The organism is Nocardia arthritidis NBRC 100137, assembly GCF_001612765.1.
Taxonomy (GTDB): domain Bacteria; phylum Actinomycetota; class Actinomycetes; order Mycobacteriales; family Mycobacteriaceae; genus Nocardia; species Nocardia arthritidis.
Genome location: NZ_BDBB01000042.1, coordinates 68,695 through 80,688 on the forward strand (window position 1 = coordinate 68,695; position 11,994 = coordinate 80,688).

10 protein-coding genes and 1 pseudogene are annotated in these 11,994 nt (G+C 68.8%); 5 read left to right on the plus strand and 6 right to left on the minus strand.

All coding sequences use genetic code 11. The annotated features are described in order from the left end of the window. Positions 1 to 21: 21 nt before the first annotated feature. The 6 genes from NA8_RS25725 to NA8_RS25750 form a co-directional block, all read right to left on the minus strand. Entirely contained in the window at positions 22 to 1,071 is a 1,050-nt protein-coding gene (locus NA8_RS25725) for a DUF1906 domain-containing protein (RefSeq protein WP_169810562.1), read from the minus strand. Between the two features lie 158 nt (positions 1,072 to 1,229). After that, positions 1,230 to 2,030 (minus strand): MHYT domain-containing protein, encoded by an 801-nt coding sequence (locus tag NA8_RS25730; RefSeq protein WP_063052927.1) that lies wholly within the window; start codon positions 2,028 to 2,030, stop codon positions 1,230 to 1,232. After that, positions 2,023 to 2,580 carry a GTP-binding protein gene (locus NA8_RS25735; RefSeq protein WP_063052944.1) on the minus strand — a complete coding sequence of 186 codons (558 nt, stop codon included), beginning with the start codon at positions 2,578 to 2,580 and terminating at the stop codon, positions 2,023 to 2,025. Before NA8_RS25735 ends, NA8_RS25730 begins: the two co-directional genes overlap by 8 nt. 100 nt (positions 2,581 to 2,680) lie before the next feature. Beyond that, positions 2,681 to 3,052, minus strand: a complete 372-nt coding sequence (locus NA8_RS25740) for a DUF742 domain-containing protein (protein ID WP_063052928.1) — start codon at positions 3,050 to 3,052, stop codon at positions 2,681 to 2,683. A 7-nt stretch (positions 3,053 to 3,059) separates the two neighbouring features. Next, the gene (locus NA8_RS25745; RefSeq protein ID WP_039801134.1) at positions 3,060 to 3,470 is read right to left on the minus strand and encodes a roadblock/LC7 domain-containing protein; all 411 of its coding nucleotides are present in this window, start codon (positions 3,468 to 3,470) and stop codon (positions 3,060 to 3,062) included. Beyond that, positions 3,467 to 6,232 carry a sensor histidine kinase gene (locus NA8_RS25750; protein WP_063052929.1) on the minus strand — a complete coding sequence of 922 codons (2,766 nt, stop codon included), beginning with the start codon at positions 6,230 to 6,232 and terminating at the stop codon, positions 3,467 to 3,469. Before NA8_RS25750 ends, NA8_RS25745 begins: the two co-directional genes overlap by 4 nt. 357 nt (positions 6,233 to 6,589) lie before the next feature. Here NA8_RS25750 and NA8_RS25755 point away from each other — a divergent pair, with 357 nt between their 5' ends. The 5 genes and pseudogenes from NA8_RS25755 to NA8_RS25780 form a co-directional block, all read left to right on the plus strand. Then, a complete protein-coding gene (locus NA8_RS25755) occupies positions 6,590 to 7,276 on the plus strand; it encodes a response regulator transcription factor (RefSeq protein WP_062977293.1) in 687 nt (228 codons plus the stop codon). Positions 7,277 to 7,286: 10 nt separating this feature from the next. Then, a complete protein-coding gene (locus tag NA8_RS25760) occupies positions 7,287 to 8,741 on the plus strand; it encodes a sensor histidine kinase (protein WP_063052930.1) in 1,455 nt (484 codons plus the stop codon). A gap of 257 nt (positions 8,742 to 8,998) precedes the next feature. Continuing rightward, on the plus strand, positions 8,999 to 10,372 hold the full coding sequence (locus NA8_RS25765; RefSeq protein ID WP_174550137.1) for a S1C family serine protease: 1,374 nt from the start codon (positions 8,999 to 9,001) through the stop codon (positions 10,370 to 10,372). Between the two features lie 101 nt (positions 10,373 to 10,473). Then, positions 10,474 to 10,968, plus strand: a complete 495-nt coding sequence (locus tag NA8_RS25770; protein ID WP_181719529.1) for a MogA/MoaB family molybdenum cofactor biosynthesis protein — start codon at positions 10,474 to 10,476, stop codon at positions 10,966 to 10,968. 693 nt (positions 10,969 to 11,661) lie between these two features. Continuing rightward, positions 11,662 to 11,994: pseudogene (locus tag NA8_RS25780) on the plus strand (MspA family porin); the annotation flags it as partial.

Genomic DNA, 11,994 nt, shown 5'->3' on the forward strand with positions numbered 1-11,994 from the left:
ATCGTCGCGCCGGTGCGAGACTCAGTTTTTCGAGGTCAACACCGCCGGTCCGTCGTCACCGCCCGGCGCGCGCCGAGCGCCACCGTCGTGTCCGGGCAACCCGGGAAGGTCCGGTAACAGTGCCTCCAAGCGCGCGAGCTGCTCACCGACCAGCGCCGCTGGGCCCTCGATCAGCGACAGCGGCCACGGCCAGTGCCGCCCGTTCCAGCGTTCCACCTGGTCGGTCAGTTCGGCGGTCGTCGCCTCCAGTTCGCTGATCTCGGTGCGCAATTCGCCGACTTGCGTTCGCAATGCGGTGGATTCGCGCTCCAATGCGGCGATTCGCGCCAATGCCGCGGCCAATCCGTCCACCAGCGTCCGATTCCGGCCGTCCGCGTCGGCGCCCAGTTGCGGCCAGCCCGACAAGCCGGGCCCGCGCAGCTGAATCTGTATGTCGCGCAGCACTTCCTCTTGCTCCGGCGTCACGTCCGGATCCTCCCGTCCCACGAAATCCCACTGGCCGAAATCGGTCGTCTCGGCCTCGTTCACGTCACATCGCACGCCGCCGACCGTCACCTGGCGCAGCGTCTGATGAATCGCGCGTCTGCTCTCCACGTTCGTGCCGGACCACGCGTCGGTCTGCCATGCCCACGTCGCGTACCCTGCGTCCAGCGCGCGGCTGACCGCCCAGTACCCGCCGTAGATACCGACGTTCGCACGGCCGAGCACGGTCGCCGCACCGTCCAGATAGGCGTTGACGCGTAACTGATCCTGCTGCGAAGCGTCGAAATCCGCCGAGAAATAGATCGGCCGGTCCACCCGGCCGCCGCAGCGCAGCACCTGGGCGAGGGCCGCGCGCGCGTCCACGATGCCCGCACCGTAGCCGTCCAGCATCCGCGCGGCCGTGGTCTCCCAATTCGAGACGATCGAGATTCCGTGCGTCCGCAGATCGTTCGTCTCGGCCGGGGTGAGGAGTTTCCCGGGCAAGCTCGGGCCGCCCTCGGACAGATACCGCACCACGAAGTCGTACCCCGCCGCCCGAATCGCCGCGCCCCCCGGACGTCCCGCGGCGTAGTCGAGACCGAAACGCATGGCCTCCACTGTAAGTGGGCCGGGCGGGTGAATCCGGGGCATCGCCGAATCCGCACCGTCCGCGGGGATCGGGTCAGCGCAAAACGGTCGAACAGCCCGTTCCGCGCCGTGAATCCGAACTGCGGGCCGTGTGATTCGCCGGTGCCGGCGACCGCGGGTCAGCGGACGGGTTGCAGCTTCGGCCGCCGCGCCTTCGGCGGGCCGGCCAGCTCACGGCGATCCGGCGCGATCAGCACCGCGGAGATCGGCACGGTCAACGCCAGCAAGCCGATGACGAACATGGGGAACACGAAGTCGAACAGCTCGACACCGCCGGGCACCTTCGCCGTCCGGTCCACGTCGAAATGCAGCGCGGCCAGCGCCGTGTAGTACGTGGCGGACACGCCGACGCCGAACAGCAGCACGGTCGCGGCGCGGGCCAGCGGGAAGCGCATCGTCTGGAACAACCACAGCGTCGCGGTCGCGGTGATCACCCCGATCACGGCGGAAACGGTGGCCAGCCAAGTCGTCACGCCGACCGATCCCTGGATCTCGAGTGAGCCGATGCCCAGGTAGTGCGTGACACCGATGCCGAGGCCGAGCACCAAGCCGCCGGGCAGCAGCAGCGTGAGCCGAGGCGTGCGCCCGATGATCAGCAGCGCCGCGAAGACGGCCGCGATGGACACCACCAGGGCGGCGATCAGCCTGCCCGGGTCGTAACGCATCGCGCTACCGGGCACTTTGAGGCCCAGCATGGCCACCGAGGTGGCCAGCCACGCTCCGACGCCGCCGAGCGAGATCGCTGCCGAGACCAGCCACACGAGCCGGAACTGCACCGAGCGCGCGCCGTGCACGATGCACGCGAGGCCGACCACCGCACCGAGCACCGAGATGCCCAGCGACAGCGCGATCATCCAGTAGCCGAGGGCGAACTGGTCGACGGACGCCCCGCCTGCGGCCAGCACCGCGACCTCACGCATGGCGGGCGGACCCTTCCAGCTCGCTGGCTTTCAGCTGAGCGATCGCGTATTCGGTGACCGCGGCGAGCGCTTGACGCACCTCCATCGCGTTGCGCGCGTCGATGTCCACGATCGGCACGCCCTCGCGCACCGACAGCGCCTCGCGCAGCTCCGCGATGGGGAAGCGCGGCGCGTCCGGGAAGCGGTTGACCGCGATCAAGAACGGCAGCTTGCGTGCCTCGAAGAAGTCGACCGCCGCGAAGCTGTCCTCGAGCCGCCGGGTGTCGATCAGCACCACCGCGCCGATCGCGCCGCGGATCAGGTCGTCCCACATGAACCAGAACCGCCGCTGGCCCGGCGTGCCGAACAGGTAGAGCACCAGGTTGCCCGGCAGGATGATCCGGCCGAAGTCCATGGCGACGGTGGTCGTCTCCTTCTCCGGCGTCTCGGCGAGATCGTCGATGCCGTCGGAGTATCGGGTCACCATCGCCTCGGTGCGCAGCGGAACGATCTCCGACACCGCACCGACGAACGTGGTCTTGCCCGCGCCGAAGCCGCCCGCGACGACGATCTTCGTCGAAGCGACCCGATTCTCGAAGCCGTCCGGTCCGGGGGCGTTTCCCGGTCCGAGATTCGCACTTGGCCCGGGATGTCCACTGGGCCCCGGATTCCTATAGGGCGCGGAGTCCACGCAATGTCCTCTCCATCAGGGAACGGCGCTCGTCATAGCTCGCCTCTTCGGTCAGGGTCGAATGCACGCGCATGGTGCCATCGACGACGAGGTCGCCGATCACCACCCGGACCATGCCGAGCGGCCGGTCCAGATGTGCCGCGATCTCCGCGACCGACAGGCGGTGCGTGCCGAGCCGGAGTATCTCGGTGCGGATATCGCCGGTCGGCCAGTCGAGATGTGCAGTGTACGACAAGGTTTCGATGACCGCCTCCAATGGCAAGTCGATCGCGGGTTCGGTACGCCCCGAGGTCAGGGCGTAGGGCCGGACGCGCGTTGTCGGGCGTGGTCCGGGGCCGTATGGGTTGGCCATCTCACGCTCAGACAGCGGTGCGCGCGGTCGCGGTGACCACCGAACCCACCCGATCGACGAGCAGTGCCATCTCGTAGCCGATGCGGCCGATGTCATGCGACTTGTTCGCCAGCACGGCCAGATGCGAGCCGTTGCCGACGCTCATCACCAGCAGGTAGCCGCGCTGCATCTCCACGATCGACTGCATCACCTTGCCACCGTCGAACAGCGAAGCCGCGCCCATGGAGAGGCTGGCGAGCCCGGCGGTGACGGCGGAGAGCTGTTCGGCGCGGTCGCTGGGCAGATGCGGACTGGTGGCCTGCAACAAGCCGTCGGCCGATACCAGCACCGCATGGGACACGCCGGGCACATCGCGGGTGAAGCGGGCGACCAGCCAGTTCAGATTCTCGTCTGTGGTGCTGTTGTTCGCGTTGGTCATGCAAGCCCTCCGTCGTTGTACTGCGCATTGGCCCGCCCGCTGCGGACCCCACTGAGATGCCTGGTCAGGTTGTTGCGAATTTCTTCCGGATCACGCGGGCCCGCGTCCTCCACCGGCGCCAGGCCACCCGGCACCAGCTGGGCGCCCGGCCTGCGGATCGGCAGCCCGCCGACGGTGCGCGCGGTGGTGGTCGGATGACTCGCATCCTCGGCGGCCAGCCAGCCCGCGTCACCAGGCGAGGACCACGAGCTTTCCGGCGATGGCGAAGTCGAGGGCTCGACCAGCCATTCCGAGACCATGCGCTGATAGATCGGGGTCGGGGACGCTCCGGCGACCGGCTGCAGCCGGGAGGAGGTCACCGTCGCGGGTTCCGGCGCCACCTCCTGCGGCGGGTCGACGGGTGCGGCCGGCTTCCGGATCGGAAGGCCGGATCGCGCGGTGGTCTGCGGCGCGGGCGCCGGGCTCGGCACGGTCGGCGTGGGGCCGGTCGCCGGCTCGTCGTCCTTCACCTCGGCCCACAGATCGGTGCGCGCCGGCTTCTGCTCCCGTTCGACGGCGTGTTCACCGGTGACGGGCGTCACCGGGGCGAACGGACCGGTCGGGGTGCGGTCGTCCGTGCGCGGCGTGAGCACCGGCCACGGCTGGGTGGGCGGCTGATCCACCGGGTTGACCGCCCGGCCGACCGGGGTGGAGACCGTGGGCTGGTCGGGGGCGTCGGCCACGCGGATGGCCGGACGACGCTGCGGCAAGCCGGAACTCGTCACGCCGAAACGCGCGGTGTCGCGCTGCGGCAGGCTCGGCACCGGGACCAGGTTGCGCGGGTGCGCACCGGTGGGCGGCGTGACGTGCGCGGGCATGTGATGCTCGGCGGTCAGGTCGAGCGGCTTGCCCGCCGGGTCGGTGACGTCCATCGGCGGCGCGACCAGCGCGCCGGGCAGGTGCACGCTGGCGGTGATGCCCGGCTGCTGCGCCATCGTGGACGTGCGCCGCAAGCTGACCGTGATGGTGTGGCGCTTGGCCAGCCGGCCGACGACGAACAGGCCCATGCGGCGCGCGGTCTCGACCGTCACCTCACCACCGGAGGCGAGCCGGTCGTTGGTCGTCTGCAGGTCCTCCAGCGACATGCCGAGGCCGCGGTCGGTGATCTCGATCAGGTAGCCGCCGTCCACCGCGCGCGACACCATTACGGTGACCGGCGTGGTCGGCGGCGAGTAACGCAGCGCGTTGTCGATCAACTCGGCGAGCAGGTGCTCGATGTCGACGGCGGGCTCGCCCGCCACGATGCCGTCTGGCACCGCGCCGATCTCGACGCGCTGATAGTCCTCGACCTGGGAGACCGCGCTCCACAGCATGTCCGACAGCGGCACCGGGTGCAGCTGGCCGCGGCGTAGCGCGGTACCGGCGAGCACCAGCAGGTTGTCGCCGTTGCGGCGCATGCGGGTGGCCAGGTGGTCGAGGCGGAACAGGCTCTGCAGCCGGTCGGTGTCGTCTTCGTCGTGCTCGAGGTCCTCGATCAGCGCCAGCTGCTGCTCGACCAGCGATTGGCTGCGGCGGGACAGTGTTTCGAACATGTTCCCGATCTGCAGGCGCAAGCGGGCCTGGTCGGCGGCGAGGTTGAGCGCCTGTTCGTGGATCTCGTCCACGGCGCGGGCCAGCTGGCCGATCTCGTCGGTGGTGTGCACCGCGACCGGGGTGATCTCGGGAGTGGTGCCGCCCGCGCGCACCACGGCCAGCTCGTCGGGCAACTTGATGTGCGCCACCTCGAGCGCGTCCCGCCGCAGGCGGCGGACCGGGACGACCAGGGTGCGCGCCACCGAGAGGGCCAGCGCCAGGCCCGCGAGCAGCATGCCGATGACGATCGTCGTCTCGCGCAGCGCACCGGCCTGCGCTTCGGTGGTGCGGGCGGCCAGCGCGCCGTCGATGGTGTCGATCAGCTGCGCGGTGGTCTTCTCGTAGGTGTCCGAGCTGACCAGGAGGGAGTCGATGACGGCCGGGTTGGACGCCGGATCGGCGACGTTCTGGCTGAAGGTGCCCAGACGGGTCTGCACCGCGTCCAGCAGCGGGCGCATATTGCCCGCGTAGTCCGGCAGGATCTGCGCGTACTGGTAGATCATCGTGATCTCAGCGCCTGCCGCGACCAGCACGCGCGGCCGCACGCTCGGGTTGCGGCCCGCGTCCGGCGAGCCGATCAGCATGCGCTGCTGGGTGAGCACCCGCCGGGCGGTCTGCACCGACGCCAGCTGCAGGAAGTATCGCTGGATGACCAGGTCGTCCACCGACGGCGACAGCGCGAGCGCGTTGCCGATGCGAACCATGATCTCGTCGGACTGCTCGCCGACCATGGCGGGCGAGCCGTTGCGCAGGCTGTTGCGCATCGTGGTGCCGGTGGCGATGGCCGAGGCGAGTTCGGAGGTGACCCGGCCGCTGACCTTGGTGATCTGCAAGGCGCCTTCCAGCTCGGCCAGGGCCTGGTCGAACTTCGTCAGCGCCGCGTCGGTCTGCGGGTCCGCGGTATTGCCCCAGGTGGCGGTCGCGGTGACGCCGAGTTGCTCGGTGGCCGAACCGAACTTGACGATCGGGCGGATGATGATCGCCTGTTCGGTCGCCGCGTCCAACTGCGCCATGGTACGCAGTTCGTTGTTGATTCGGAGTACGGCGAAGACGGTGGCCAGCAGCACCGGAAGCACCAGCACCACGCCAACCTTGCGGGTGACCGACCAGTTCGACAGGCTGAATTGCCAGGACCGCGGTGCAGCTTCCATCCGCTTCCGTCGCCTCCGCTTCACCAGTGACCTCGGGCGCGCGTGGCTGTTCGGTATTGATTCAACCCGCAAAGAACCAACTAGAGGTCTTCTTTTTTACCGCACGGAACATACCGTGCAGAGGGGTCATCGGCAATCCGGGGGAGTCCGTCTGCAATTTACCGAATATGGCTATAGAGAACATGTTTCGCGGTGGAATGCGTAAGGGACGCGTCAACTTCTCGGTGGGGCCATGGAAGAGCCTGGTCACCCGGGGTTGACGGGGGCGACGCGCCGAGGGTTGTGGCGGGTGTGCGCCGCGGCGTGTCGGGAGCGCCCTCTCAGTTACCTCTCAGTCGGTGCGGTCAAACTGGTGGCATGCGCATTCTGGTGGTCGACGACGATCGGGCGGTCCGGGAATCGCTGCGCCGGTCGCTGACGTTCAACGGCTACTCCGTCGATCTCGCGGTGGATGGTGTGGACGCGCTGGAGAAGGCAACCGTCCAGCGACCCGACGCGCTCGTCCTGGACGTGATGATGCCCCGGCTCGACGGGCTCGAGGTCTGCCGCCGTCTCCGCAGCACGGGCGATGATTTGCCGATTCTGGTTCTCACCGCCCGAGATTCGGTATCGGAGCGGGTCGCCGGGTTGGACGCCGGGGCGGACGACTATTTGCCGAAGCCTTTCGCGCTGGAAGAGCTGCTGGCCAGACTGCGCGCGCTGCTGCGGCGGACGACCGCGGGCCCGGGTGAGGCCTCGGAGGAAATGAAGTTCGCTGATCTGTCGCTGGATCCGGTGACCCGCGAGGTGTCCCGCGGCGCGCGGCCGATCAGTCTGACCCGCACCGAGTTCTCACTGCTGGAAATGTTGATGGCGAACCCGCGCCGGGTGCTGACCCGTAGCCGCATTCTCGAGGAAGTCTGGGGCTACGATTTCCCGACCTCGGGAAACGCGCTCGAGGTCTACATCGGTTATCTGCGCCGCAAAACCGAGGCCGAAGGCGAGCCGCGGCTGATCCACACGGTGCGCGGCGTGGGCTATGTGCTGCGTGAAACGCCGCCTTAGGTCCCCGGATATGGCACGCACCACACCCAGACGCCCCGCTGTCGCCGCACTCGGCCAGCGGCCGCCCGAGCCCGCGGACATGCGGCCGCCCATGCCACTGACGCGGTCGGTCTCGCTGCGCTGGCGGGTGACGCTGCTGGCCGCCTCGGTCGTGGCGATCGCGGTGGCGGTCACCTCGATCGCGGCCTACGCGCTGGTGGCGCGCGCGTTGTACGCCGACGTGGACGCCCAGCTGCGCAGCCGGTCCACGGCCGTGATCGCCAGCAATCCGTACGGGTTCAACAATTTGAATCTGATGGTCGCCGCGGCCTTCTACGACGACACCGGCATCGCGCTGATCTATCCCGACCTCCGGCGCTGGCTTCCGCCGCAATCCACCGATCCGCCGGTCGGGAACCAGGAGCTGGCCGTGGCGCGCGGCGAGCGGAGTTCGTCGTTGCGCACCGACGGCAACCAGCGCGTGCTGGCGGTCTACACCAACTCGGGTGCCACGCTGGTCATCTCCCAGCGGCTCGACCGCACCAGGGAGGTGCTCGACCGGCTCGCCTGGCTGCTGTTCGTGGTCGGCGGCTGCGGCGTCGTGCTGGCCGCCGCGGCGGGCACGGCGGTCGGGCGGACGGGTCTGCGGCCCATCGCGCGGCTGACGGCGGCCACCGAGCGGATCGCCCGCACCGACGACCTGACTCCGATCCCGGTCACCGGTGATGACGAACTGGCAAGGCTCACAGAAAGTTTCAACACCATGCTGCGCGCGCTGACCGAGTCGCGCGATCGGCAGCGCAGGCTGGTCGCCGACGCCGGACACGAACTGCGTACACCGCTGACGTCGCTGCGGACCAACATGGAGTTGCTCATCGCTTCGAGCCGTCCCGGCGCTCCCCGCATCCCGGACGAGGACATGGCCGGATTGCGCGCCGACGTGATGGCCCAGATCGAGGAGTTGTCGACCCTGGTGGGCGATCTGGTGGATCTCGCGCGCGAGGACGCGCCGGAAACCGTGTACGAGCGCGTGGATCTGGGCGAGGTCGTGGAACGCGCTCTCGAGCGCGCCCGCCGCCGCCGCACCGGCATCGAGTTCGTCGCCGATCTGCGCCCGTGGTTCGTCTACGGGCACGAGGCGGGCTTGGAGCGCGCGGTGCTGAACGTGCTGGACAACGCGGCCAAGTGGAGCCCGGCCGGCGCGCAGGTCCGCATCCTCATGCGGGAGAGCGGCCCGGGCCTGCTCGAGCTGTCCATCGATGACGCGGGTCCCGGTATTCCGGCGGCGGAACGCGAGTTGGTGTTCGAGCGTTTCTATCGCGTCATGTCGTCGCGATCGATGCCGGGCTCCGGGCTCGGTCTGGCGATCGTCAAGCAGGTGGTGACAAAACACGGCGGCACCATCGCGATCGATACCTCCCAACGCGGCGGCGCCGTTGTCCGCATCGTGTTGCCCGGCGAGCCGGGCGCGCCCGTGTCCGATTGACGCAATACCGGGCGACGGAAGTCCATTTCCGACAGAATGTCGAGTGCTGTGCGAAATATTCATCGTCGGCCGGGTATTTCGAACATTGCTCCGATTGGTTTGCCGCAGGATTTGAGACATGAAGTAGTCAGTGGTTCTATCTCGGGTTCTATCGCAGTAGCGGCTGCACAGCTCTCGGAAAACTGAAAGCACGGTCTCAGTACGCTCTCAGTCGCCGTGGCCAACCTGGTGGGGACGCGAGGAGAAACGAGGAGTCCATGACCGAGGATTCGAAGGATCGCCGGGAGCCGGGCCCGCAGGCCGCAGGCCCGTTCGGGCCGGGGGACGCGCATGCCGCCGGTTACGGTCCGCAGGAAGCGCCGCAGCCCACCGCGCAGTACCCGCCGCAGCATCATCCGGCCGCGCCGTTCCCGGGGTATCCGGCGTCCTTCGGTCCACCGAACGACCCCACTCGACCGCACGGCCCGGCCTATGGCGCCCCGCCCGCCCCGGCCCGGCGTCCGTTCCGCGCGGGCCTGGCCGTCGGCGCCGTCGCCCTCGCGCTGGTCAGCGGTGGCGTCGGCGGTGCGGTCGGCGCGCTGGTCACACACGGCGACGAGGGTCGCGCCCCGGCCACCAACGCCCTGGACGCTCCGCGGCCCAACGTGAGCAATGCCGTCAACGCTCCGGCCGGTTCCACCCAAGCGGTCGCTCAGAAGGTGCTGCCCAGCGTGGTGATGATCAAGGTGGCCAGCAGTAAGGCCGAAGGTGAGGGTTCGGGGGTGGTCCTGTCCTCCGACGGCCTGATCCTGACCAACAATCATGTGGCCGCGGGCGGGGGACCGAGCGCCAAGATGGAGGTCGTGTTCTCCGACGGCAGCAGCGCGCCCGCGACGCTGGTCGGCGCCGATCCGGTCTCCGACCTGGCCGTCATCAAGGCGTCCGGAAAGAGCGGCCTGACCCCCATCGAGCTGGGTACCTCGGCGAATCTGCAGGTCGGCCAGCCTGTCGTCGCGATCGGCTCACCGCTCGGGCTGGCGGGCACGGTCACCACCGGCATCGTGTCGTCGCTGAACCGGCCCGTGGTGACCAGTGGCGACGGTAGCGAGCCCGCCGCGGCGGTCAGCCCCGTGATCGACGCGATCCAGACGGATGCCGCGATCAACCCGGGCAATTCGGGCGGCGCGCTGGTGGACGGCGGCGGCAAGCTCATCGGCATCAACACGGCCATCGCGACGCTCGGGCCCACCGAGACGGCGGGCGGCCAGACCGGGTCGATCGGACTCGGCTTCGCGATCCCCGTCGACCAGGCGCGCCGCGTCGCCGACGAACTGATCAAGACCGGCAAGGCCACCTATGCCCAGGTCGGCATCACGGTGTCGCGTCAGCAGGACCCGGCCCAACAGGTTTCCGGCGCGCAGGTGCGCGACGTCACGCCGGACGGTCCCGCGGCGCGCGCGGGCATTCCGCCGGGGGCTGTGGTGACGAAACTCGACGACCGCCCGATCGATTCCGGGAACGCGCTCGTCGCCGCGGTTCGCTCCCATCAGCCAGGAGACAAGGTGAAAGTCACTTACACCGACGCGCAAGGCAACAACTCCAAGACCGTCGAGGTAACCCTCTCCGGCGCGCCCGCGGAGGGCGGCCGGTGATGCGCTTGGTGCCCGGCGGGCGGGGCACGGAGATCGATGTCGATGCCGACCTTCTCGGCGCGGCCGCCGAGTTGCTGGACGCAGGCGCTACGGTGAGCACCATGGAAATCGATGCTCCTGTGGCGGGGCGTGCTCTGGTGGTGGTCGTCGACGATCGAACGGCGCATGGAGGTATTGACTCGCTCGGTCCGCTGGTCACCGAGCTGCTCACCGAGGCGGGTTTCCTCGTGGACGCGTCGGTGTCGGTGCAGGCCGACGAGGTGGAAATCCGCAACGCCCTCAATACCGCGGTGATCGGCGGCGTCGATCTGGTGATCTCCGTCGGTGGCACGGGCATGTCCCCCCGCGACGTGACGCCGGAGGCCACCTCGCAGGTGCTCGACCGCGAGTTGCCGGGAATCAGCGAAGCCCTGCGTTCCTCCGGCCGGGTGGCCGGCTCGCTGGACGCCGGGCTTTCCCGTGGTGTGGCAGGCGTGTCCGGAAGCACGCTGGTGGTCAACCTGCCCGGAACCCGTTCCGCCATCCGGGACGGCATGGCGACGCTCGGCCCGCTCGCGAGCCGGGTGATCGGTGAGCTGTCCGGATTGGTCGAGTAATCACCGCCCCCACACCCCCTGAGAACCCTCGCCCGGCCGCGCGCCGGGCGAGGGATGCCGCGCGCTTGGCGAAGATCTTCGGCGACACTCTGCCCGAGACCACCGCGGACGAGCGCGACGAGCGCGAGGACCTCCGGTCCGCCGACGACTGGCTGCGCGCCCAGATCCCCCCGCATCACGGCTGACCGTTATCTACGTAGTAGCTACGTAATCAATCACTCTAGGTTTGTAACCGGCCAGTGATCATTTCTGCGCGGAAGTAATACCGGCGCGATCATTACGGCCCTGTCCCGTATCCGGACACTGGCGCTCCTGTGCCGCACTCGGCTCCACGCATCCCCGCCCGGCTGTAGCAATCCGGTATTTATGCACGTCAAGCCATATTCAAATGTGCGCAAGTGTGATGCAGCTCACCTTGAACTTTACGAAACGTTACGTTGCGAGCGCCGTTATAAAACGTTTAATCTCCCCATCGAGCCACTCGCAATCGGGCCCCGCAGGCGCGGGTACCGGCACGCATGGAGCCGTTCGGCGGAACCTGGCTCGGTTCCGTTGCCAGCAAAGTCCGTTGCGCCGAAATAACAGCCGGTTACACACCGGCAACAAAGGAGCGACACACTGAGCTGGGCCTGAGAGGACCACTGTCCAGCCTCGATGGTCGAGGTTGACTGTTTTAACCTGATGAGGGGAAGTATGAGCGAGAACCGCACCAAAGGTCTGCGCCGCGGTGCCCGCGTCGCGGGCGTCGGCGCCGCCGCGGCTGTTGCCCTGGGCCTGCTTTCGACCGGTGCCGCCAATGCCGATACCTTCGTGCCGTTGCCGGACGGCCAGAAGGTAGGGCCGGGCGTGACGATCACCCGGAACGGAGAGCGGGCCCTGATTTCGCCGTCGCTGGCTGCCAACGGCGCCGGTCGCGTGGTCTGGGTATCGGGCAACGCGGTCGCCGACGTCACCGTGACGCCGGAGGGCGAGATCGGCCCGAACAACGGTCCGACCGGAAACCCCGGAACCAACAACTCCTCGACG

Coding starts and splice junctions, on each gene's coding strand:
- NA8_RS25725 (WP_169810562.1), bottom strand. CDS start 1,071: ATGCGTTTCGGTCTCGACTACGCCGCGGGACGTCCGGGGGGCGCGGCG.
- NA8_RS25730 (WP_063052927.1), bottom strand. CDS start 2,030: ATGCGTGAGGTCGCGGTGCTGGCCGCAGGCGGGGCGTCCGTCGACCAG.
- NA8_RS25740 (WP_063052928.1), bottom strand. CDS start 3,052: ATGGCCAACCCATACGGCCCCGGACCACGCCCGACAACGCGCGTCCGG.
- NA8_RS25745 (WP_039801134.1), bottom strand. CDS start 3,470: ATGACCAACGCGAACAACAGCACCACAGACGAGAATCTGAACTGGCTG.
- NA8_RS25750 (WP_063052929.1), bottom strand. CDS start 6,232: ATGGAAGCTGCACCGCGGTCCTGGCAATTCAGCCTGTCGAACTGGTCG.
- NA8_RS25755 (WP_062977293.1), top strand. CDS start 6,590: ATGCGCATTCTGGTGGTCGACGACGATCGGGCGGTCCGGGAATCGCTG.
- NA8_RS25760 (WP_063052930.1), top strand. CDS start 7,287: ATGGCACGCACCACACCCAGACGCCCCGCTGTCGCCGCACTCGGCCAG.
- NA8_RS25765 (WP_174550137.1), top strand. CDS start 8,999: ATGACCGAGGATTCGAAGGATCGCCGGGAGCCGGGCCCGCAGGCCGCA.
- NA8_RS25770 (WP_181719529.1), top strand. CDS start 10,474: ATGGAAATCGATGCTCCTGTGGCGGGGCGTGCTCTGGTGGTGGTCGTC.